Source organism: Nakamurella aerolata, assembly GCF_013002705.1.
Lineage (GTDB): Bacteria > Actinomycetota > Actinomycetes > Mycobacteriales > Nakamurellaceae > Nakamurella > Nakamurella aerolata.
Map to the genome: position 1 here is coordinate 1 of NZ_JABEND010000007.1, position 21,417 is coordinate 21,417.

Below are 21,417 nucleotides of genomic sequence, written 5' to 3' on the forward strand. Positions count from 1 at the left end.
GTCGTTGTTGGATGCCACCCGGATCGCGGGGTATGTGCCGCCGGAATGGCTCGCCGAACAGATCCGGACCCGGGACCGCACCTGCGTGGCACCGGGCTGCCGGCAACCCGCCGCCCGCACCGAAATCGACCACCGCATCCCGTACCAGGCCGGCGGGGCGACCAGCGCGGACAACCTGAACCTGCTGTGCAAACACCACCACCGCGCCAAAGACGGCGGCGGCTGGACCCTCACCCGCACCAGCGACGGCACCTACCACTGGACCTCACCCCTGGGCCGCACCCACACCAGAGAACCCGAAACCTGGTGGCAACCAACCGATCCCACGGCGAGCCAGGCCGACTCGGCCGTCAGCGGACCAGCCGTGACCGAGGCTGGCGATGCGCAGGTCAGGAACACCGAACCGGACAGAACTCCCCGTCCACCTGACGATTCGACGGTGAGCGGATCGACGGTAAGCGATTCAACGGCAAGCGGACCGACGGCAAGCGGACCGACGGAACCGCCGACCGCAGCGCCGGGAAGTGCCGCCCAGAGCTCCGAACCCGACCCGGACATCCCGCCGTTCTGATGCCAACGCATGCCACCAGCTCCGGCGTCCCAGGTACCCGCGGCGACGTCGGGTACCGGCGCCTCATGCCCGGCGCTGCGCCGCCGCATCTCCACGTCACCAGTCGAATCCACCGGCTCAGTGGACTCCGTCGCCGGCGCCAAGCTCAACCCGCTCGGCCAAACCCGAGCGACCCGGTCGCCGCTGCCCTGCTCAACCGGCTCGGCCAAACCCAGCCGGCTTGGCCGCCGCTGCCCAGCTCTGTCGGCTCGGCCAACTCAACCGGCTCGGCCAAACCCAGCCGACTCCACCGCTGCTGCCTGGCTCGGTTGGTCGCCGATCGCAACCGCCTCAGCCGTCAAACCCCAGCTTGCGCAACTTCTTCGGGTCGCGCTGCCAGTCCTTGGCGACCGCCACGTGCACATTGAGATACACCTTGCTGCCCAGCAGCGGCTCAATCTCCGCGCGCGCCCGCCGGCCGATGCCGGCCAAACGAGAGCCTTTGGGGCCCAACACGATCGGCTTCTGCGAATCCCGCTCCACCCACAGCGTGACGTACACATCCGTCAGCGGATTGTCGGCCGCGCGGCCCTCCCTCGGCAGGATCTCGTCGACCGTCACCGCCAGCGAATGCGGCAGCTCGTCGCGCACCCCATCCAGCGCCGCCTCCCGCACCAACTCGGCGATCAGTGTCTCGGTGGGCTCATCGGTCACCGTGTCCGCGGGATACAGCGGCGGCCCCGGCGGCAACTGTCGCATCAGCACCTGCACCAGCAGATCCACCTGATAGCCCGCCCGCGCCGACACCGGTACCAAGTCGGCGAACTCGCGCACCTGCGACAACTCAAGCAGCTGCTCGGCCACCGCCCCGGCCGGAACCGTGTCCGTCTTGGTCACCACCCCGACCACGGGCGTCCGCGGCGCCAACTCGCTCAGCTCCGCCGCGATCCGCCGATCGCCAGGGCCGATCTTCTGGTTCGCCGGCACGCACAACCCGATGACGTCCACCTCGGCGAATGTCGACCGCACCACGTCGCCGAGCCGCTCCCCCAGCAGCGTCCGCGGCTTGTGCAGCCCGGGAGTGTCCACCACGATCAGCTGCCCCGCCGGGTTGTCCACTCGGTTCACGATGCCGCGAATCGCGCGCCTGGTGGTCTGCGGCTTGTCCGAGGTGATGGCGATCTTCTGCCCCACCATGGCGTTCAGCAACGTCGACTTGCCGGCATTCGGCCGCCCCACAAAGCAGGCGAACCCGCTGCGCGGCTGCGACTCTGCGGGTCCACCGCGGGACGCGGAGTCCGCCGGGACCTGGTTCGGCTGCTCCGTCATCTGTGGTGGTCCTGGTCAACGGCCCGTCCCGCACCGTCACCGGGTTCGACGCGCCCCGCACCGCGCTCAGAACCTTGCCCCCCGCCGTCCTCAGAACCGCGGCCCGCGCCGCGGTCAGAACCGTTGTGGGCAGCGCGATCAGGTCGGCGGCCACCAGCACGGCCGGCACTGCCACCAGCTCCACCGTCGGCACGTGGGTTGGTCGACGGCGCGGGCAACAACCCAGCAATCGGATGCGCTGCGTCCTCCGTGGATCCGCCGCCCCCTCGGTCAAACTCGCTGCCGCTCAACCCGGGGTCGCCGCTACGGCTCCCCTCGCCGCCGCGGCCGGCAAACACCGGGCCCGCGTCGGACAGCCCGCCTGCGTCGGGCTCAGCCGCGCCGTCGGCAGCGCCACTGCGGCCGGCGCTGCGCCCGCGGTCGACGCCGTCGGCGCTGCGGCGGCCACGGGCGCCGTCGGAGCCACGGCCGCCATCGGTGTCGTCGGTGCTGCGGCCATCTTCGGTGCCGCGGGGGCCTGCGGCGTCGGCCTGATCGGCGGCATCGGTGCCCGGTTCCTCCCGCCACACCAACACGGTGTTCACCCGAGGCCGGCCCCTCCGGTCGGTTCCTGCCTCCCCGACCAGGTGCAGCCCGTCGATGGTGGCCTCCGAACCTGGTAGCGGCACCCGCCCCAGCAACTGCGCCAGCAACCCGCCGACCGTCTCGACGTCTTCGTCCGGCAACTCGATGCCGAACTGCTCACCCAGATCCTCCACCGTCACCCGCGCCGACACCCGCAGCCTGCCGTCCGGCAGATGCACGATCGGGTCGGGTGTCTCGGCGTCGTACTCGTCGGTGATCTCGCCGACGATCTCCTCCAGGATGTCCTCGATGGTGAGGATCCCGGCGGTACCGCCGTACTCGTCCATCACCACCGCGAAATGCTTTCTGCTGCGCTGCATCTCGGCCAGCAAATCGTCCACCGGCTTGGAATCCGGCACGAACACCGGATCCCGCGCCAGCTCGGCCAACACCGGGCCGGGGTCGCCGGGCGCCAGCGTCAACGCCTGGGCGATCAGATCCTTGATGTAGATGATCCCCACGACGTCGTCGACGCTCTCGCCGATCACCGGCACCCGGGAAAAGCCCGACCGGGACGCCAACTGCATCGCCTGCCGCATGGTCTTGTCGCTCTCAATCCACACCACCTCGGTGCGCGGCACCATCACCTCGCGGGCCACCGTGTCACCGAGGTTGAACACCGACTGCAGCATTTCGCGTTCGGAGTCCTCCACCACCCCGTGCACCTGGGCCATGTCGACCAGCTCACGAAGCTCGATCTCGGACGAGAACGGTCCCTCGCGAAAGCCCTTGCCGGGGGTGATGGCATTGCCAAGGTGAATCAACAGCGTGGCGATCGGCGACAGCACGCTGGCCAGGCCGGTCACCAACCGCGCGGTGAACAACCCGATGGCGGACGGGTGCTGACGGCCGATGGTGCGCGGCAACACACCGATCACCACGTAACACACCACCAGCATGATCAGCACAACGATCAGCCCGGACAGCACCGAGGCGCCCCACACCGAGAACACCACGGCCGCAACCAGAACCGTCGCCGTCAGTTCAGCCGCCACCCGCAGCAGCAGCAGCAGATTGGTGAAACGCGGCTTGTCGGCAACGATCCGGCGCAGCGCCGAGGCCCCCCGCCTACCGTCCTTCTCGGCCTCGTCCACCCGTGCCGGCGAGACCATGATGATGGCGGCGTCGGCGGCGGCCATCAGGCCGGCGAACGGCACCAGCAGGGCGGCCAACACCAACAGCAGTACGTCCCAGGCATCCATAGCCTCTGAACATCCTTCTTTCGAACGCTGTGTGAGTTGTCAGCAGGTGATCACTGCCGCGCAGTGGAGTTGACGTGTGAAAGTCGTTGACCCGGTGGAGTTGTCGAAGCCAGTCGAAGAAGCCAGTCGAAGATCGCCGTGCTCAGCCCGCTCCGCCGGCCGGTTCGGCCGGGGTCAGCTCATCGCGGCGATCCCGCCAGCTGTCCAGGATGTCGTTCTGCAGCTCGAACATCACACGTTCCTCTTCGGGTTCGGCGTGGTCGTAGCCGAGCAGGTGCAACACTCCGTGCACGGTCAGCAGATGCAGCTCGTCGTCAAGCGAATGGCCAGCCTGTTCGGCCTGCTGGGCGGCCACCGCGGGGCACAACACGATATCGCCGAGCACGGCCGGCGGCGCGGAGTCGGTGTCGAACGCCGGCATCGCCGGGCCGCCGTCCCGGCGCGGCGGGGTCAGTTCGTCCATCGGAAAGCTCATCACGTCCGTCGGGCCAGGCTCGTCCATCCACTGCTGATGCAACGCCGACATGGCGTCGACGTCGATGAGCAGCAACGAGAGCTCGGCCTGCGGATGAATCCGCAAGCGGTCAAGGGCATATCGGGCCACCGAGATCAGCGCGGTCTCGTCGGCTCCGATGCCCGACTCGTTGGCGACCTCGATGGTCATCGATCGTCCCGCCGCGACCGGCGCGAATCGAAACGCGACCTGTCCTGCACCAGCCCGGCCGGCTCGGAATGCTCGGCATCCCAACGGTCGTAGGCGTTGACGATGTCGCCCACCAGGCGGTGCCGCACCACGTCGGACGCGGTGAGCGCCGGAAACGCCACGTCGTCCAGATCGGCGAGAATCCGCCGCACCACCTGCAGGCCGGACTTCTGCCCACCGGGCAGGTCGACCTGGGTGACGTCGCCGGTGACAACGATCTTGGAGCCGAACCCCAACCGGGTGAGGAACATCTTCATCTGCTCGGGCGTGGTGTTCTGCGCCTCGTCCAGGATGATGAACGCGTCGTTGAGGGTGCGGCCACGCATGTACGCCAGCGGTGCGACCTCGATGGTTCCGGCTGCCATCAACCGCGGGATCGACTCGGGGTCGAGCATGTCGTGCAGCGCGTCGTACAGCGGCCGCAGGTAGGGATCGATCTTCTCGTTCAGCGTCCCCGGCAGATACCCGAGCCGCTCCCCAGCTTCCACCGCTGGGCGGGTCAGGATGATGCGATTCACCTGCTTGGCCTGCAGCGCCTGCACGGCCTTGGCCATCGCCAGGTAGGTCTTGCCGGTACCGGCGGGGCCGATCCCGAAAACCACGGTGTGCTCGTCGATGGCGTCGACATATCGCTTCTGGTTCAACGTCTTCGGCCGAATCGTCCGGCCACGGCGGGACAGAATGTTGAAGCCGAGCACCTCACTGGGACGCTCCCGCGTTGCCGCGCCGCCGCCGTCGTCCTCGGCGGAGTCGGCAAGCATGCCGACGGTGCGGTTAACCGCGTCCGGGCTGACCGGTGAACCGGACTCCTGCAGGGTGATCAACTCCCGGATGACGTGGTCGGCAAACGCCACATCGGCGGCGGTGCCCTTGATGGTGATGCGGTTCCCGCGGACGTGAACGTCGGCGGCCAGCTGTTCCTCCAGCCGGAGCAGCACGCTGTCGCCCGGACCCAGCAGCCCGAGCATGGCGCGCTCGTCGGCGACCACGACGGTCGATTCGGCGGCATCGGCGCCGGCCGCGTCCGTCCGGGCCTGGGCCGCTCGCGCTTGGGTCGTTCGGGCCTGCGTCGTACGGGCCTGGTCACGCCGGGCCGAGCCGCGCCGGCGGGCGCCGCCCGACGCCCCGGAAACCTCGGCCAGCCCCGCCACGTCCGTGACGCTGCCGCCGTTGTCGCTGTTGTTGTCTCTCACACCGCTGTCAGTGGCACTGCGCAGTTCGCTGGCCCTGCGCCGACTCGTCCGGGATTCCGAACGGTCGGAGGCCTGAGGTCGGTCCGGCAAAGTGCTCGATGCCTGCTTTCTGCCCGGTGCGGGGCGCTTGCGGGTCGGTCTACCCGCCGAGTTTAGCCGCGCATTGAGAAGATTTGCCCGCCAATAAGCACCGCCGGCGGTACCGGAGCCGTTCAGCGGTCTGCCGGGTGGCGGACCGCTCAGCCGGGCGGCCAGGCCAGTGGGCGCCCACCGACCAGGTGCACATGGGTGTGGAACACGCTCTGGCCGGCTCCGGCGCCGGTGTTGACCACCAGCCGGTAGCCGGGATCGGCGTCGGCGGTGGTTCCCGGTGCTGCCGAGCTCACCAGGCCCTCCGCGGCTGCCACCTCGTTGGCCGCGCCGATCAGGTCGGCGACGACGGCCGGGTCGGCGGCCGCGCTGGCCGCCACGTTGGGTTGATGCTCGACGGGCACCACCAGGACGTGCGTCGGGGCCTGCGGGTTGACGTCGCGGAACGCCACCGTGCGCTCGTCCCTGCGCACCACGTCCGCCGGGATCTCGCCGGCGACGATCTTGCAGAACAAGCAGTCGCTCACCTTGGGTACTTCGGCTGCATCGGCCATGACGGCCAACCTATCCCGGCGACGGTGGGCGGGCATCCCGGTCGAGGTTAGCGGCACCCTTCGGGCCGTCAGCACGCCCCGGCGGACGCGGTGGGTGCCGTGCCGACCGTACGGCTGCCTACCCTGCCGCCACCTGCCCGATGGTCGTGAGCGAACCACCCGTCTTCGCCACCAGCATCGTCGCGAGCGATTCAGGCAGGGTCGCGTTGCTGGTGTTGGTCGCGATCATCCAGCGGTCGGCGGCGACCACCCGCGCACCGGAGAGATCTTCGTTGTTCATCCCGCTGAGCATCACCAACGCTTGGCAGTACTCCGGCAACTTGTCAATCACCAGAACAACGATCTCTTGCCCCTGGACCGTGCACTTGACAGACGGCTGCACCCCGAACTCTTTCAGGAAATCGGCAGCCGTGGCGTCCCCCTCAGTGATGTCAAAGGGACGAATACTGGTACAGCCAGCCGCGTTGGCGATAGTGGTGGCGTCCGCGTTCGCGGGGACGGTGCTGCTCGACGGGCTCTTGGCCTTGGGGATCCCCGGATGGGCGTTGCTGGCGAACCACGCCTTGGCCACCTTCACGTCGGTCACCGGTGGGTTCGCCGCGGACGTCCGGAAGGGGCTGAGCTTTCCCACCCACACCGGCTTCGACCTGTCGAACGGTGATGCGTTCTTGGTTGCGCCGACCAGCAAGATCTTCCTGTCTTTGTTGCAGCTGTAGGCGCCGATATAGCCGTCGGCCTGCTGTCCCCACGAACCACCAAGACGGATCGAGCAGACGGTTCCATCGGCGAGCTGCACCTGCCAGGGCCATTCACCTTTGCTGGCAGGCACATCGGTCAGGGTGCCCTGTGGATTGCCGGCCGCCGCGAACTCGGTCACGCTGGACTCGCGGATCTTCTTCGATGTCGGGTCGCTCATGCACCAGACGGTTCCGGCGTCCTTGGGCCAGCAGGCCGGAGCGTCGTCGGCGCTCGCGCCGCATTCGAAGATGGACCGGCTGGTACTGACCTTTGAGGCGAAACAGCCGACACCGATCTGAGCCGGTGCGACCTGGTATCCGGGCTTCAGCTTGCCCGCTGCCGCGAGCGGATCAACCTCGATCACCTGGGTCTTGGCGTTGTCCGCTGCGGCTTTGCTCGTCGCCGGATAGGCGGCAAGTTTGGTGCGCGACAAGGTGAATCCGCGTCTGGAGGCGTCCGCGGTGCAGCGCAGCGTTGCCGTCCCAGTCACACAGCTGAAGCGGCCGGCGCGCAGCACACTGTTGTCCGGCAGCGGCGTCGGCTGCGGAGCGGCACCGTCACCGCAACCCAACTGCAGGACTCCCTTGGCATCGATCATCGGGCTGCCGGCGATACCGCGGTCACAGGACGCCGCCGTGGGAATCGAATCAGACTCCACCCCGTAACCCGGCTCGGCGACACTGCACTGCACCATCGAGTTCGGCGTCACCACGCAGTAGGTGGTCAGCGCCGGCACCGTGAAGACGTACCGACCGTTGCTCTGATAGTCGCTGGCCCGCACCGGCTTTGCGGACGGTGTCGCCGCTCGGGTTCCGGTGGCCGAGCTGGTCCGCGCTGCCGCGGCCGTATCGGTCGCCTTGCCGGTGCCGGACGAGCCGGTTGCGGTTGCGGCACCGGAACCGGACTGCCCCACCGAGTCCGGGCCGCTGGTTGCCGGCAAGCCGCTACCGGCGTCGGTGCTGCCAGCGCTGTCCGCGCCGGTACTGCCCGATCCCGGCGGCACGGCGGGTGCCGTCCGTCCTGTCCCGGTGCCGGGCTGGTTGCCGGTCTGTTGCTGGCCGGACGGTTGGCCCGACGAGCTTGCCGCCGCCGACGCGGCCGTTGCCCGCGGCGCATCCGAGCGGCGAGTCACGGCGATGACGACGGCCGCGATCACCACAACCGCCACGATGCCGACCGCGGTGAGCGCGGGGCCGCTGTGCCCGATGCCGGTCACCACCCGCCGCACCGAACGCACCCCGCCAGCAGCCGCCTTCACCCCGGCGCCCGCCGCGCCACCGGCGGCGCCGACCGCCCCGACGCCGCCGGCGCCGCCCCCTCCCGCACCGCCGGCGTCGCCCCCTCCCGCACCGCCCCCGAGAGCCGCGTCACCATTGGACGCCGCCATGCCCCCGCCGGCACCCGATCCCGCGGCCGCCACCTGGCCACCGGTCCCGGCGGCACCTCCCAGTCCCAGCGCGGTACCACCGGCCGCGGCACCGACGGCGCCGGCAACGCCCATCGCGCCGGCAGCTCCCCCGGCTGCCGTGCCGGCGCCGGCAACACCGCCCGCGCCGGCGAGCCCGCCGGATGCTCCCGCGCCGGAACCCGCCACCCCGGCACCCACACCGCCCGCTGAGCCCCCGATGCCCGCTCCGGCGGCAGCGGTTCCCGCCGCTCCGGCACCTGCGAGGCCGCCAGCGCTGAGCACGCCGGGCACCGAAGACCCGCCCGCAACCATCGCCGAGATCACACCACCGAGCGAGGCCCCTGCAGGAGCTGCCAGCCAGGCCGGACCGTACCGCTCGCGAGCCGCGGCATCGAGCGCGGCGGCGAACACCTCGGCGGTCGGTGGACGCTGCCCGGGGTCCTTCTGCATTCCGGCAAAACACAGCTGCGCCAACGCATCTCCGACGTCGGGACGCACCGAGCGCAGGTCGGGTACCGGTGCGTGCAGCTGTTGCTGCAGCATCTCCGCCGACGTCTTCGCCGGATACGGGCGCTGCCCGGCGAGCAGCTCGAACAACAACACGGACATCGCATAGATATCGGAACGGATATCGGCAGGACGTCCCTGGATCCGTTCCGGCGCAAGGTAACTGGGCGACCCCGTCACCTGCTCACCGACCGCCGCCGCCCCGACCGGCGTTGCCAGGCCGAAGTCGATGATCCGCGCGGCGCCGGTCTGGTCGATCAAGATGTTGTCGGGCTTGATATCGCCGTGCACCAGGCCGGCGGCGTGCACGGCGGCAAGGCCGGACAGCGCGCCCCGCAGCAGCCGCAGCGCCTGCGGACCGGACAGCCGCCCGTGTTCGCGCAGCACCGCGCGCAGCGACGCGCCCTCCACCAACTCGGTGACGATCGCCATCGCGTCAGGCTGAGAAAGCACCTGCAACACCCGCACGCACGACGGACTCGTCACCCGCTTCATCGCGGCGACCTCGGCCTCCACAGCGTTCCGCGCCCGCTGATCGGCGCGGCCGACAACCTTGATGGCAGCGCGCTCGCCCGTCACCGGATCAACCCCGAGATAGACCGTTCCGAAACCGCCGGCACCGATCAGCCCGCGAACCTGCCATCGCCCGATGCGATGTTCCGCCTGCGACATCCCGACGGCACCTTCCTTCCCCCGCCCCGAGGCCGGACCGCCTGCGATCCGCTGTACCCGACACACCACCGGAGCGTCACCGTGTGATGATGCTCGCACGGCGAGTGCGCCGGCACCCGTGGAAATACCCCTTCGGGTTGGGTATTCGGTCTGTGCCGAAAGGCTTCTCAACTTTTCCCGCGCCGGCACCCACCGGTCGCTCCGATATGGCTGCGCTGCCGTGACGCGCACGGTTTAATCGGCGCATGCTCCGACTGGACGTGCACGACGGCCCGCAGCGCCGCACCGTCGAGCTGGACACCGATCAGATCCGGATCGGCCGCGACCCGGAATGCGAGCTGGTGCTGCCCGGCGACACCACGGTGTCGCGGGTGCACGCGATGCTCCGGCTGGACGCGAGGGGTTGGGTGCTCAGCGACTGGGACAGCCGCAACGGCACCTTCGTCAACGGCAAGGCGGTGTCCGAGCCGCAGCTGGTCGGCCCAGCCGACCGGGTGTTGATCGGCCAGTTCGTGCTGGTGCTCCGATCGGACGACGACGAGTTGTTGGAGACCGCCGATGCCGCCGGTGCCACCGAGCGCCGGGCCCAGCTCGACACCGGCTTGTCCGCCAGGGAGCTGGAGGTGCTGCGGCTGGTCGCGGCCGGCGACAGCGATCAGCAGATCGCCGATGCACTGTTCATCAGCGTCAAGACGGTGCACTCACACCTCGATCGAATCAGGGACAAGACCGGGTGCCGGCGCCGCCAGCAGCTGCTGCGGTTCGCTATCGACAACGGGATTTCCTGATCCTTCGCCCGGCCACTGCGGCGACCACCAGCTTGAGCACATAACCCAGTGCCCACAGCCGGTTTCGCAGACCACCCGGCTGATTGTCCGACTCGTCGCAGGGCCGGCCGGCGGGCAGTCGCCGGCGGAGGTGCCTGCTCTTCCGGTACGCCTCGATCGACGCCAGGTCGATCACGTCCCGGTCGTCCTGGCTGGCATCACCGGACGGTTCGCCGGACCGATTCTCGTTGCCTCGCCGCACATCTGCCCGCATCGCCTCATCGTGGAGCCGAGTCCAGCGCCTGCCAAGGGGTGCCGGCACCCCTTTCGGCTGGGCATTCACCAAGCGGCTACCCACACAGGTCGGGCCGGTTTACCGATACCGCAGTTACCCGGTCGGCGCGCACAGTGATCGACACGTCTTGGGATCGCAGCCTTTCCGGATCAACCCGTTCTGCCGCGGCACGTTTGCAACACCACGGTTTGCAGCGCCACGGTTTGCAGCAACCCGGCTTGCAGCAACACGGTCGCAGTAGGTTCCGGGCCCGATCCCCCGGCGCCGCACCACTTTTGAACCGGACTGGTCCAACAGCTCAGTTCTCAACAGATCAGTTCTCAACAGATCAGATGGAGGAGTCATGTCGAATCAACCGATCCGCGGCAGCCGCGCCGACCGACCGCAACGGACGCCGCCGATCTATGCAGGCGGTCACCTGCTCAGCAACGGTCCGGTGTCGGACGCGCAGCGGGGCGGAGTACCTGGTCAACCGGCGGGTGACCCGTCCGAGGGCTGGCCGCGGTCACAGCCGGTGCGGGTCGGCGCCGGCGGCATCGGCATCGCAGGCTTCGTCTGCGGCCTGGTGGGCCTTGTGCTGTTCCTGCTCGCCCCGCTGGCGCTGATCCTCGGCCTGCTCGGGCTGGCGTTGTCCGGCAGCGGACTCTGGCTGGCCCGCCGCGACGGCACCCCCGCCGGGCTGTCCATCGCGGGCCTGACCTGCAGTGTGCTCGCCGTGGTGCTCTCCGGCATCCTGTTGATCGCGGTGAACTGAGCGCGCAGCCCGGGGCCCCTGCTGCGCCACCTGGCCGAAGCAGACTGGGGCTGCGCCGGACCGGGCCGGACGGCGCCGTGCGAGAGCGGTGCCGGTGCCGGGCGATCCGTGCCGGGCCGGACGGTGCCGTGCGAACTGTGCCGGGCCGGACGGTGCCGGTGCCGGTGCGAACAGCGTCGGGGGAATTGTGCCTGGGCGAACTGCTCAGGGCGTGCTGAGGAGCAGCACCAGCGCCACCGTCAGCGCCGCCGCGACCAGCAGCACCGCTGCCGCGATGAGCCATCCGCTGCGCCGGGACGAGCGCGGCCAGTACACCGGCATGGCGACCTGCCCAGCGGCGGCGAGCGGCTGAGCCGGCGGCGGCGCGCCGGCACCACGGACCGCCGGCCCGGTGGCCGTCAGCTCTCCGCCAGGACCGGGGCCAACCTCCGGGACGGGCGGCCACACCCGGTGGGTGGCGGTGGGCTCATCGGCGTCGGCTCCGGCCGGCCGCGACTGTTCGCTGCTCGTGGTGCTCACCTCCACCGATGATCCGCACGTCCGGCCTGCAGGTTGTGCCGCAAGTCCGTCACCAAGTGTGTCACCAAGCCCGCTGACCCAGGGATACTCGCCCGGCCGCCACCTGAGCCCCTTGTTCCACCAAGCACTTCCCCACCACTCCTCCCCAGCACTTTCCCACTGCTCCCCGCTCTGCTGCCATCAGCTCTCCCCCTACAGCCGGGAACCGCCCGCAACGGTTCCCGGCTGTCGGCATCTGCGACTGGGCCCTGCGGTTCGCCGCCAGCAGGCCGCCGCCAGCGGTTCGGCATCAGGGGTTCGGCAGCTGAGCCCTGCCCGCGCCGCACGTCGGTGATCTTTGCGGCCTTCACCACATTTTCTGCACGAGAGGGTTGCGAACGGAGCGCTGACGGACCAAACTGGTCCGCAATGGACCGGATTGGTCCATCGGTGGTGTATCAGCAACACCGAGCGCATGGATCCGCATCGAGAGCACAGCTGGAGTGGAGGCTGAAGATGGCACGCGATCACGTCAGGGAATCCGCCGAGCAGATCGACAACCACATCGTCGACGTGGCTGCCGGGCTGTTCGCGGTCCACGGCTTCGAGCGCACCTCGGTGCAACAGATCGCTGACGCCGTCGGCTACTCGAAAACCGGTCTGTTGCACCGGTTCCCCAGCAAAGAGGCGATCCGCACCGCTGTGCACCAACGCATCACCGACGTCGCCGGCGACGTACTCGACGAGCTGCGCGGGATGGTCGCCGGCCCGCCCGGCCTGCCGGGCGCGCTGCGCAAGCTGGTCGACACCGTGTTGACCTGGCCTGGCGGCGTCAACTACTTGATCGGCCTGTTCCGTAGCAGCGAGCCGGGTGCTCCCAAGGACGAGATTCCCGGACACATCACCGCAGAGCAGATCGTCGAGGTGCTGGCGGGCAATGGCAACGATGTCGAGGTCCAGGTGCGCGTCATTCTCGCACTGGAAACGATCTGCGCGGCAACCAATCTCGAGACCTTCCCGGAACTGCGACTCGGCGACCGACAAGCAGCGGTGCTCGCCGACGTCGCGCACGCCATCATCACCGGATCGGCGATCCCACCCGAACCGCGGCCACCCAACCGGCATCCCAGGTCGGCTGCCACGGTCGGCTGAGGTGTCAACGCGCCGTACCCGACCCGACTGGCCCCTACCAGCGCAACTCCAACCAGACCAACCGCAACCAGTCCGACTCCAACCCACGCAGCACCAACCACCCGCCCACGGGGCACAACCCCACGCTTCAGCATCAACAATCATAAGGATTCACGATGGCAAAAGCATTGCAGCGTCTAGGTTTATTCGCCGCCAAGCGTCGCGTCGCAGTGATCGTCGCCTGGTTGCTCATCCTGATCGGAGTCGGCACCGCCGCGGCGACGCTCGCCGGGCCGACCGCCAACTCGTTCGCCATCCCGGGCACCCAATCGTCGGATGCCCTTGAGACGGTGAACGAGAAGTTCCCGCAGTTGGCTGCCGACGGTGCCACCGTGCAGGTGGTGATGACGGCACCGGCCGGCGAGGCTGTCACCGATCCACGCGCTGCCGCCGCCATCACCACGGCGGTCAACGAACTCAGACAGATCCCGGACATCGCCACCGTCACCAACCCCCTCGACCGGCAACAACCGGTGGTGTCCCAGGACCGCACAGTGGCCGTCTCGACGGTGACGTTCAACGAGTCGCAGGGCAACGTCGAGCAGTCCAGCCTGGACCGGGTGCAGCAGACCGCAGATTCGGCGCGGTCGGCCGGGCTGGACGTGACCATCGGCGGTAACGCGTTCCAGACGGTGCCGGAGATTCTCGGGCCGGGCGAGATTGTCGGCGTCGTCATCGCTTTCGTCGTCCTGATGCTCACCTACGGTGCGCTCGCCGCGGCCGGGGCCAACCTGCTCACCGCGCTGATCGGCGTCGGCATCGGTGCGGCCGGCATCACCGCGCTGACCGGGGTGGTCGACCTGCAATCCACCACGCCAATTCTGGCGGTGATGCTCGGCCTCGCGGTCGGTATCGACTATGCGTTGTTCATCTTCGCCCGCTTCCGGTCGGAACTGCTGGACGGCCGCTCCGTCACCGAATCCGTCGGCAGGGCCACCGGCACCGCCGGATCCGCCGTGGTGGTCGCGGGCCTGACGGTGGTGATCGCGCTGGCCGGCCTGTCCATCGTCGGGATCCCGTTCCTGGCCGAGATGGGTCTTGCCGCCGCCGGAACCGTGGTGATCGCCGTCCTCGTCGCGCTGACGCTGGTACCGGCGCTGCTGTCGTTCATCGGGCTCAAGGTGCTGCGCAAGAAGGACCGCGCCCGGCTCGCCGCGGCCACCGCGCGGCACGGCAAACATCAAGCGCCAGAGGCGGTCGGAGGGACCAGCACCGACGATGCCGACGCCGAGATGCCCGGCCGGTCGGATGCGTCGTCGCATCACGGCAAGCACGAGGCGGACCCTGACGAGCGCGGCGCCACGCCGGCGCGGGGCCCCGGCATGTCCGACGGACGCGGGTTCCTGCGCGGTTGGGCCAATCTCGTCACCGGCCGAAGGGCGCTGTCGGTTGTTCTCGGCATCGTCACCCTCGGGGTGATCGCCTTGCCGGTGTTCGGCATGCAGACCGCTTTGCCGGACAGCGGCACCGCAGAACCTGGCAGCGGCCAACGCCAGGCCTACGACACCATCACCGAGAAGTTCGGGCCCGGCCTCAACGGGCCGCTGCTGCTGCTCGTCGAAGGCAACAACCCGACCGCCAACGGCGCGGCCGTGGCGCAGCGGGTGCAGCAGACCCCCGGCGTCGTCGCCGTCACGCCGCCGCAGCCGGCGGCAGACGGGTCGGCAACGTTGATCACCGTGATCCCCGCGACCGGCCCGCACGACCAGGCCACCACCGACCTGGTGAATACCCTGCGCGACACCGACTTCGGCAACGGCAGCCAAGTGAGCGTCACCGGCACCACCGCCGTCGGCATCGACGTCAACACCACACTGTCGGACGCCTTGCCGAAGTATCTGACCCTGGTGGTCGGCCTGGCATTGCTGTTGCTGCTGGTGGTGTTCCGTTCGCTGCTGGTTCCGCTGACCGCCACCCTCGGCTTCCTGCTCAGCTACGGAGCCGCACTGGGCGTCACCACCGCGGTGTTCCAATGGGGTTGGCTGGCAGACGTTTTCGGGGTGGCACAACCGGCGCCACTGATGAGCCTGCTGCCGATCATCGTGGTGGGCATCCTGTTCGGCCTGGCGATGGACTACCAGGTGTTTCTGGTGTCGCGCATCCACGAGGCCTACGCGCACGGCGCGGATCCGCGCGAGGCGGTACGCGCCGGGTTCCGCCGATCGGCACCGGTGGTGGTCGCGGCGGCCACCATCATGGCGGCGGTGTTCGGCGGCTTCATCGCCAGCAACGACCCGATGATCGGTTCCATCGCGCTGGCCCTGACCGTCGGCGTGCTCGCCGATGCGTTCATCGTGCGGATGCTGATCATCCCCGGCCTACTGGCCCTGCTGGGACGGTCGGCCTGGTGGATGCCGCGGTGGCTGGACCGGGTACTGCCGCACGTCGACGTCGAGGGCAAGGCCATCGAGGACGCCGACAAAGCGGCCGCCTCGCCGGGCTCGGCCGTCGGTGTCGAGGCCACTACCCCGACCGGTGCGGCCAAGCCGGACACCGGCTCGGCCACGAGTTAGCACCGGCAGGGCGGGAGCGGGCAAACTTGCCTGGTGCCTTCCGCCCTGCCAGCCGGCGATCCCGCTCCCGCCGACGGCGCGCTGCCGCCATCGGCGGGAGCCGGCCGTTCCGACCGCACATTGTCGATCTATCTGCACGTGCCGTTCTGCGCAACCCGGTGCGGCTACTGCGATTTCAACACCTATACCGCGGGGGAACTGGGAACGGACAGCTCCCAGCAGGGCTGGCTGCACGCCGCCCTGCTCGAGCTCGAACTCGCCGGCAGAACATTGCGGGCTTTGGGCGACAACCGTTCGGTGTCAACGGTTTTCGTCGGCGGCGGGACGCCGTCCCTGCTGGGCGCCGGACCGTTGGTCGCGCTGCTGGACAAGATTGGCGGCGAATTCGGCCTTGCCGCCGACGCCGAGGTGACCACGGAGGCCAACCCGGAGAGCACCGACGCGGCGTTTCTCGACGGCATCGTCGCCGGCGGATTCACCCGGTTGTCACTCGGCATGCAGTCGGCCGCCCCGCACGTGCTCGCGGTGCTGGACCGCACCCACACCCCCGGCCGCCCGCAGCAGGTGGTCGCCATGGCGAAGCGGGCAGGGCTGGCCCACCTGAGTCTCGACCTGATCTATGGCACCCCCACCGAGACCGAAGCCGACTTCGCCGACTCGCTGAGCGCGGCGCTCGCCGCCGGCGTCGACCACGTCTCGGCGTACTCGCTGATCGTCGAGCCAGGCACCAGGATGGCGCGTCAGGTGGCCCGCGGAGAACTGCCGATGCCGGACGACGATCTGCTCGCCGACCGCTACCTGCAGGCCGAGGCCGCGCTGTCGGCTGAGGGTCTGTCCTGGTACGAGGTATCGAACTGGGCCGCCTCGGACACCGCCCGTTGCCGACACAATCTGGCCTACTGGCGCGGCGGCGACTGGTGGGGCATCGGGCCGGGCGCGCACTCGCACGTCGGCGGGGTGCGCTGGTGGAACGTGAAACACCCTGCGGCCTACGCCCAGCGACTGAACGCCGGCCGGTCGCCGGCACAGGCGCGGGAAGTGTTGGACCAGCAGGCACAGCACACCGAGCGAGTGCTGCTCGGGCTGCGACTGGCCGAGGGGCTACCGGTGGGCGATCTCGACCCGCCGGCGTTGCGGCAGGCCGAGCGAGAGGCCGCCGACGGTCTGTTGGACCCCGATGCGCTGGCCGGCGGCCGACTGCTGTTGACGCTGCGGGGACGGTTGCTGGCCGACGGGATCGCGCTGCGGTTGCTCGGCGGCTGATCGACCACTGATCGGTGGCTGATCCGCCGCCGGCAGCTCAGCCGGTGCCGGTGGTGCCCTTCAGGTCGTCAAGATCCAGCAGCCGGACGTGAATGACGGTGCGCTGCTGCAGCGCCGCGCGCAGGGCCCGGTGCAGCCCGTCCTCCAGATACATCTCGCCGTCCCACAGCACGGCGTGCGGGAACAGATCGCCGTAGAAGGTCGAGTCCTCGTCCAGCAGGGTGTCCAATCGCAGCTCACGCTTGGTCGCGATGAGCTGCTCCAACCGCACCTGCCTCGGCGGAAAGCGCGCCCAGTCGCGCGGGGACATCCCGTGGTCGGGGTAGGGGCGCCCATCACGGACGTCCTTGAAGATCATGCTGTGCTTTCCTGCCCTCTTCTGCCTGGCCCGACCAGATCGCCGCGCCCAGGCCGGCGGGCAACGGCGGCAACCGAATGGGCCGCAACTCAAGGGTATCGGCCCCGGCGACCGCCTTCGGCGATCCACGATCCCGCAGCCGCGCGCGACTACACTTGGCAGACGGGGACCGAGAGTGCCAGCTAGTTGACCGCACAGGAGGTGACGACAATGCGTGCAGATGACCGCCGGTTCCGGGTGCTCCGCGCCATCGTCGCCGACTATGTGGCCACCCAAGAACCCGTTGGCTCGAAGACCCTGGTCGACCGGCATCAGCTCGGCGTGTCATCTGCCACCGTCCGCAACGACATGGCGGTACTGGAGGAAGAGGGCTACATCACCCAGCCGCACACCTCGGCAGGGCGGATCCCCACCGACAAGGGCTACCGTCTGTTCGTCGACCGATTGACCAAGGTAAAACCGCTGTCGGCCGGCGAGCGCAACGCGATCGAAGGATTTCTGTCCAAAGCGGTCGATCTCGACGACGTCCTGCGCCGGTCCGTCCGGCTGTTGGCGCAGCTCACCCGCCAGGTCGCGGTGGTGCAGTACCCCACCCTGGTGCGCTCCGCCGTTCGCCACATCGAACTGGTCGGCCTTTCCGAGACCAGGCTGCTGGCGGTGGTGATCACCGATACCGGGCGGGTGGAGCAGCGCACGCTCGATCTGTCCCGGCCGGTCAGCGCCGAGCAGGTGCAACGGCTGCGGATGCTGGTTGCCGAGCAGGCAACGGGGCAGCGGCTCGACCAGGCCGCCGAGGCCCTGCACGCCATCGGCGATACCGGCTCCGGCGTTCCGGTGGATGCCGAGTCGGCCGAGATGGCCGGTCTGCTCGGCACCCTGCTGGAGAGCCTGGTGGAACATCCCGACGAGCGGCTGGTGCTGTCCGGCACGTCCAACATCACCGGCTCGTTCGCCGATCCGCCGTCGCTGCGCGGGGTGCTGGAGGCACTCGACGAGCAGGTGACGCTGCTGAAACTGCTGGCTGTGCTGGAACACCCTGAGGCCATGCGGGTGTCGATCGGCCAGGAGAACCTTGACGTCAACCTGTCCGGCACCTCGCTGGTGGCCACCGGCTACGGCTCCGGCGAGGTGCTGATGGGCGGCCTTGCCGTGGTCGGGCCGACCCGGATGGACTATCCGGGAACCATTGCGGCGGTGCGTGCCGTTGCGCAGTACGTGGGCATGATGCTCAGCGAGAATTGACTCAGCACCAGACTTTTCAGCGCCAGAACTCTCAGCACGAGAACTTTCAACCCCAGAACTTTCAACGACGAAGCAGTGACCGGGCGCTCACGCCCACCAAGCAGAAGGGCAATCGGTGCAGCAGGTGGCACGGGATTACTACGGGCTGCTCGGCGTCTCGAAGGGCGCCGGGCCGGAAGAGATCAAGCGGGCCTATCGCAAGCTCGCCAGGGAACTGCACCCGGACGTCAACCCGGATCCGGCGGCGCAGCAACGGTTCAAGGAGGTCAGCGCCGCCTACGAGGTGCTGACCGACCCGGCGAAACGCCAGATCGTCGATCTCGGCGGTGATCCGCTCGCCCCTGGCGGGGGCGCCGGCGGCATGGGCGACCCGTTCGGCGGCATGGGCGGCATGGGTCTCGGCGACATCATGGACGCCTTCTTCGGCGGCGGGGCGCGGCCGCGCGGCCCGCGCTCCCGGACCAGGCAGGGCGATGACGCGCTGATCGGCGTCGAACTCACCCTCTCCGAATGCGCCACCGGGGTGGCCAAGGACATCACCGTCGACACCGCGACGCTGTGCACCGTCTGTACCGGCAGCGGTTGCGCACCCGGCACCCACCCTGAGCGTTGCGACACCTGCGACGGCACCGGCGAGGTGCAGCAGGTGCAGCGTTCGTTGCTCGGTCAGGTGGTCACCTCACGACCCTGCCCGGTGTGCCGCGGCTACGGCGAGGTGATTCCCGAGCCGTGCCAGCAGTGCCAGGGTGACGGCCGGGTGCGGACCCGCAGAACGGTGCGCGCGGTGATCCCGGCCGGCGTCGGCGACGGTGTCAGGGTGCGGATGTCCGGCCAGGGCGAGGTCGGCCCCGGCGGGGGCCCACCCGGCGACCTGTACGTCGAGGTGCATGAGCTGCCGCACGAGCAGTTCACCCGCGACGGCATCGACCTGCACTGCACGGTGCACGTGCCGATGACGGCCGCCGCACTCGGCACCTCGATGAAGCTGCAGGCGCTGCAGTCCACCGAAGACATCCAGCTGCAGCCGGGCACCCAGTCCGGCACCGTGCTGACGCTGCGCGGGCTCGGCATGCCGCGGCTGCGCGGCGCCGGCAACGGAAACCTGTTGGTGCACATCGACGTGGTGACCCCGACCAAGCTCGACAGCAGGCAGAGCGAGCTGTTGCGGGAGCTGGCCGGCCTGCGCGGCGAGGAGCAGCCGGAGCTGGCCAGCCGCAACGGAAACGGCCTGTTCTCCCGGATCCGCGACTCGTTCGCCGGCCGCTGAACCGGTCGTGACTGTCGTGCCGGCGGTCCCGTCGCTGCCGCAACTGCCGCCGCACGGAGCCGACTGGTACCTGGTCGACGGCGAATTGACGGCCGGCCCTTTGGTGCTGGACGGCGTCGAGGGTCGGCACGCCGCAACGGTGAAGCGGGCAAGGACGGGCGAGACCCTGGTGCTCACCGACGGCCGCGGCAATTGGGCACCGGCCACCGTCATCGGCACCGACCGTGGCACGGTTCGACTGGAATCCGCTGCGCCGCACCATGTCCCACCGCCGGCAGTGACGGTGACCGCGGTGCAGGCACTGCCCAAGGGCGAACGCAGCGAGCTGGCGGTGGAACTGCTCACCGAGGCCGGCGTCGACCGTATCGTGCCGTGGCAGGCGCAGCGCTGCGTTGCCCGCTGGGTCGGCCCGAAAGTGCTGAAGGGACAGCAGAAGTGGCAGCAGGCCGCGCGGCAGGCTGCCAAGCAGTCCCGGCGACCGTGGGTTCCCGTTGTCGATGAGCCGGCCGGGACCGCCGAACTCGCGACGCTGGTACGCGACGCCGACCTTGCGCTGGTGCTGCACGAGGACGCAGCAGAATCCGTTGCCCTGCAGGATATTCCGCTGCCCAGCGCCGGCACGGTGCTGCTGGTGATCGGCCCGGAGGGCGGCGTCTGCGCTGCCGAGCTGCAAGCGCTCACCGGTGCCGGTGCCCGGCCGGCGCGGTTGGGCCCACAGGTGTTGCGCACCTCGACCGCCGGCGCTGTCGCGCTCGGTGCGCTCGGCGTGCTGACCGACAGGTGGCGACCGACCGACCCGGCGTCGGTGCTCGCCCTGCCTGACCGCTCGGCAGCGGAACCGACACTCCCCGATCGCCCGACAGGAAGAGAAGCATGATGTCGACCGAACAGCCGGCACCACCGGCGGAAGCCTTGGTGCGCCTGGAGATCGGTGATGAGGTCGGCCGCATCGTGCTGGACTCACCGGCCAACCGCAATGCGCTGTCCACGGCGCTGCGGAGCCAACTGCGGCAAGCGCTGCGCACCGCTATCGACAACCCGGACGTGCGGGTGCTGGTGCTGACCCACACCGGTCCGGTGTTCTGCGCCGGGATGGATCTCAAGGAAACCGCCGTCGAACAGACTGGCGCCGAAGGGGTGCGGGAACTCCCGGAGCTGCTGCAACTGGTGGCGCGCAGCCCGAAACCGGTGATCGCGGCCCTGAACGGACCGGCACGCGCCGGCGGAATCGGCCTGGCCGCCGCTGCCGATCTGGTTGTTGCCGCGCAGGCGGCGACCTTCGCCTTCAGCGAGGTGCGGATCGGGCTGATTCCCGCGGTGATCAGCGTTCCGGTGCTCGACCGGATGAACCCGGTGATGGCCCGCGAATTGTTGCTCACCGGTGAGGTTTTCGACGCGGCGACGGCGTTGCGGTCCGGCCTGCTCAACGCGGTGGCCGGCACCGCCGGGGACGAACCCGCCGGAGCGGTCGCGCGGGTGGTGGAAGGCTGGGTGACCGCGCTGAAAGCCGGCGGACCCACCGCCCTGGCCGGGACAAAAGCGTTGCTACGGCAGGGATTCGACGATTCGGACGAACGCTATGCCGAGTTGCTCGAACTGTCGGCTCGGCAGTTCTCCTCGGACGAGGCCCGCGAGGGTGCCACCGCGTTCGCGGACAAACGCGCGCCGTCCTGGCAGTAGCCCGGCAGTCGAACCGTTT

General features: G+C 69.5%; 18 protein-coding genes and 1 pseudogene. 10 read left to right on the forward strand and 9 right to left on the reverse strand.

Annotated features, from left to right (window positions below):
* Window positions 1–571, forward strand: a 571-nt coding sequence (locus HKD39_RS12410) for an HNH endonuclease signature motif containing protein (protein WP_171200200.1), incomplete at its 5' end; no start/stop codon positions are given.
* A gap of 330 nt (window positions 572–901) precedes the next feature.
* Here the strand turns inward: HKD39_RS12410 and era are convergent.
* From era to HKD39_RS12440, 6 genes and pseudogenes are all read right to left on the reverse strand, one after another.
* Complete coding sequence (gene era, locus HKD39_RS12415; protein ID WP_171200201.1) at window positions 902–1,879, reverse strand: GTPase Era; 978 nt, start codon at window positions 1,877–1,879, stop codon at window positions 902–904.
* 479 nt (window positions 1,880–2,358) lie between these two features.
* Window positions 2,359–3,705, reverse strand: a pseudogene (locus HKD39_RS12420) (hemolysin family protein); the annotation flags it as partial.
* A gap of 142 nt (window positions 3,706–3,847) precedes the next feature.
* Window positions 3,848–4,369 (reverse strand): rRNA maturation RNase YbeY, encoded by a 522-nt coding sequence (ybeY, locus tag HKD39_RS12425; RefSeq protein WP_171200203.1) that lies wholly within the window; start codon window positions 4,367–4,369, stop codon window positions 3,848–3,850.
* Entirely contained in the window at window positions 4,366–5,376 is a 1,011-nt protein-coding gene (locus HKD39_RS12430; RefSeq protein ID WP_171200394.1) for a PhoH family protein, read from the reverse strand. Before HKD39_RS12430 ends, ybeY begins: the two co-directional genes overlap by 4 nt.
* 464 nt (window positions 5,377–5,840) lie before the next feature.
* Window positions 5,841–6,245 carry a histidine triad nucleotide-binding protein gene (locus HKD39_RS12435; RefSeq protein WP_171200204.1) on the reverse strand — a complete coding sequence of 135 codons (405 nt, stop codon included), beginning with the start codon at window positions 6,243–6,245 and terminating at the stop codon, window positions 5,841–5,843.
* A 118-nt stretch (window positions 6,246–6,363) separates the two neighbouring features.
* Entirely contained in the window at window positions 6,364–9,570 is a 3,207-nt protein-coding gene (locus HKD39_RS12440) for a serine/threonine-protein kinase (protein WP_171200205.1), read from the reverse strand.
* 245 nt (window positions 9,571–9,815) lie between these two features.
* Here HKD39_RS12440 and HKD39_RS18870 point away from each other — a divergent pair, with 245 nt between their 5' ends.
* On the forward strand, window positions 9,816–10,358 hold the full coding sequence (locus HKD39_RS18870) for an FHA domain-containing protein (protein WP_212754500.1): 543 nt from the start codon (window positions 9,816–9,818) through the stop codon (window positions 10,356–10,358).
* Here HKD39_RS18870 and HKD39_RS12450 read toward each other — a convergent pair.
* Window positions 10,336–10,611, reverse strand: coding sequence for a hypothetical protein (locus HKD39_RS12450; RefSeq protein WP_171200206.1), 276 nt, complete (start codon window positions 10,609–10,611; stop codon window positions 10,336–10,338). The genes HKD39_RS18870 and HKD39_RS12450 overlap by 23 nt on opposite strands.
* A 364-nt stretch (window positions 10,612–10,975) precedes the next feature.
* Between HKD39_RS12450 and HKD39_RS12455 the strand changes: the two genes are divergently transcribed.
* Entirely contained in the window at window positions 10,976–11,386 is a 411-nt protein-coding gene (locus tag HKD39_RS12455; RefSeq protein WP_171200207.1) for a hypothetical protein, read from the forward strand.
* Window positions 11,387–11,590: 204 nt separating this feature from the next.
* On the opposite strand, the gene HKD39_RS12460 is transcribed toward HKD39_RS12455, so the two are convergent.
* Window positions 11,591–11,905 carry a hypothetical protein gene (locus HKD39_RS12460; protein ID WP_171200208.1) on the reverse strand — a complete coding sequence of 105 codons (315 nt, stop codon included), beginning with the start codon at window positions 11,903–11,905 and terminating at the stop codon, window positions 11,591–11,593.
* 495 nt (window positions 11,906–12,400) lie between these two features.
* Between HKD39_RS12460 and HKD39_RS12465 the strand changes: the two genes are divergently transcribed.
* The 3 genes from HKD39_RS12465 to hemW all read left to right on the forward strand — a co-directional run bounded on the left by HKD39_RS12465 (window position 12,401) and on the right by hemW (window position 16,851).
* A complete protein-coding gene (locus HKD39_RS12465) occupies window positions 12,401–13,036 on the forward strand; it encodes a TetR/AcrR family transcriptional regulator (protein WP_171200209.1) in 636 nt (211 codons plus the stop codon).
* A gap of 155 nt (window positions 13,037–13,191) precedes the next feature.
* Window positions 13,192–15,588: an MMPL family transporter gene (locus HKD39_RS12470; RefSeq protein WP_171200210.1), complete on the forward strand. Its 2,397-nt coding sequence runs from the start codon at window positions 13,192–13,194 to the stop codon at window positions 15,586–15,588.
* Window positions 15,589–15,621: 33 nt separating this feature from the next.
* The gene (gene hemW / locus HKD39_RS12475; RefSeq protein WP_171200211.1) at window positions 15,622–16,851 is read left to right on the forward strand and encodes a radical SAM family heme chaperone HemW; all 1,230 of its coding nucleotides are present in this window, start codon (window positions 15,622–15,624) and stop codon (window positions 16,849–16,851) included.
* 37 nt (window positions 16,852–16,888) lie between these two features.
* Here the strand turns inward: hemW and HKD39_RS12480 are convergent, their stop codons facing one another.
* Complete coding sequence (locus HKD39_RS12480; RefSeq protein WP_171200212.1) at window positions 16,889–17,209, reverse strand: type II toxin-antitoxin system VapB family antitoxin; 321 nt, start codon at window positions 17,207–17,209, stop codon at window positions 16,889–16,891.
* Between the two features lie 210 nt (window positions 17,210–17,419).
* Between HKD39_RS12480 and hrcA the strand changes: the two genes are divergently transcribed.
* From hrcA to HKD39_RS12500, 4 genes are all read left to right on the forward strand, one after another.
* Window positions 17,420–18,451: a heat-inducible transcriptional repressor HrcA gene (hrcA, locus tag HKD39_RS12485; RefSeq protein ID WP_171200213.1), complete on the forward strand. Its 1,032-nt coding sequence runs from the start codon at window positions 17,420–17,422 to the stop codon at window positions 18,449–18,451.
* 124 nt (window positions 18,452–18,575) lie between these two features.
* Window positions 18,576–19,718, forward strand: coding sequence for a molecular chaperone DnaJ (dnaJ, locus tag HKD39_RS12490; RefSeq protein ID WP_171200214.1), 1,143 nt, complete (start codon window positions 18,576–18,578; stop codon window positions 19,716–19,718).
* A gap of 70 nt (window positions 19,719–19,788) precedes the next feature.
* On the forward strand, window positions 19,789–20,595 hold the full coding sequence (locus HKD39_RS12495) for a 16S rRNA (uracil(1498)-N(3))-methyltransferase (RefSeq protein WP_171200396.1): 807 nt from the start codon (window positions 19,789–19,791) through the stop codon (window positions 20,593–20,595).
* Window positions 20,592–21,398: an enoyl-CoA hydratase-related protein gene (locus tag HKD39_RS12500; protein WP_212754501.1), complete on the forward strand. Its 807-nt coding sequence runs from the start codon at window positions 20,592–20,594 to the stop codon at window positions 21,396–21,398. The genes HKD39_RS12495 and HKD39_RS12500 overlap by 4 nt, the downstream gene beginning before the upstream one ends.
* Window positions 21,399–21,417: the final 19 nt, after the last annotated feature.

What these genes read in the sequence shown, in the direction of transcription:
- era (WP_171200201.1), bottom strand. Translation starts at nt 1,879, where the DNA reads ATGACGGAGCAGCCGAACCAGGTCCCGGCGGACTCCGCGTCCCGCGGT.
- HKD39_RS12450 (WP_171200206.1), bottom strand. Translation starts at nt 10,611, where the DNA reads ATGCGGGCAGATGTGCGGCGAGGCAACGAGAATCGGTCCGGCGAACCG.
- ybeY (WP_171200203.1), bottom strand. Translation starts at nt 4,369, where the DNA reads ATGACCATCGAGGTCGCCAACGAGTCGGGCATCGGAGCCGACGAGACC.
- HKD39_RS12430 (WP_171200394.1), bottom strand. Translation starts at nt 5,376, where the DNA reads ATGCTCGGGCTGCTGGGTCCGGGCGACAGCGTGCTGCTCCGGCTGGAG.
- HKD39_RS12455 (WP_171200207.1), top strand. Translation starts at nt 10,976, where the DNA reads ATGTCGAATCAACCGATCCGCGGCAGCCGCGCCGACCGACCGCAACGG.
- HKD39_RS12470 (WP_171200210.1), top strand. Translation starts at nt 13,192, where the DNA reads ATGGCAAAAGCATTGCAGCGTCTAGGTTTATTCGCCGCCAAGCGTCGC.
- HKD39_RS12500 (WP_212754501.1), top strand. Translation starts at nt 20,592, where the DNA reads ATGATGTCGACCGAACAGCCGGCACCACCGGCGGAAGCCTTGGTGCGC.
- HKD39_RS12465 (WP_171200209.1), top strand. Translation starts at nt 12,401, where the DNA reads ATGGCACGCGATCACGTCAGGGAATCCGCCGAGCAGATCGACAACCAC.
- hrcA (WP_171200213.1), top strand. Translation starts at nt 17,420, where the DNA reads ATGCGTGCAGATGACCGCCGGTTCCGGGTGCTCCGCGCCATCGTCGCC.
- HKD39_RS12480 (WP_171200212.1), bottom strand. Translation starts at nt 17,209, where the DNA reads ATGATCTTCAAGGACGTCCGTGATGGGCGCCCCTACCCCGACCACGGG.
- HKD39_RS12435 (WP_171200204.1), bottom strand. Translation starts at nt 6,245, where the DNA reads ATGGCCGATGCAGCCGAAGTACCCAAGGTGAGCGACTGCTTGTTCTGC.
- HKD39_RS18870 (WP_212754500.1), top strand. Translation starts at nt 9,816, where the DNA reads ATGCTCCGACTGGACGTGCACGACGGCCCGCAGCGCCGCACCGTCGAG.
- HKD39_RS12440 (WP_171200205.1), bottom strand. Translation starts at nt 9,570, where the DNA reads ATGTCGCAGGCGGAACATCGCATCGGGCGATGGCAGGTTCGCGGGCTG.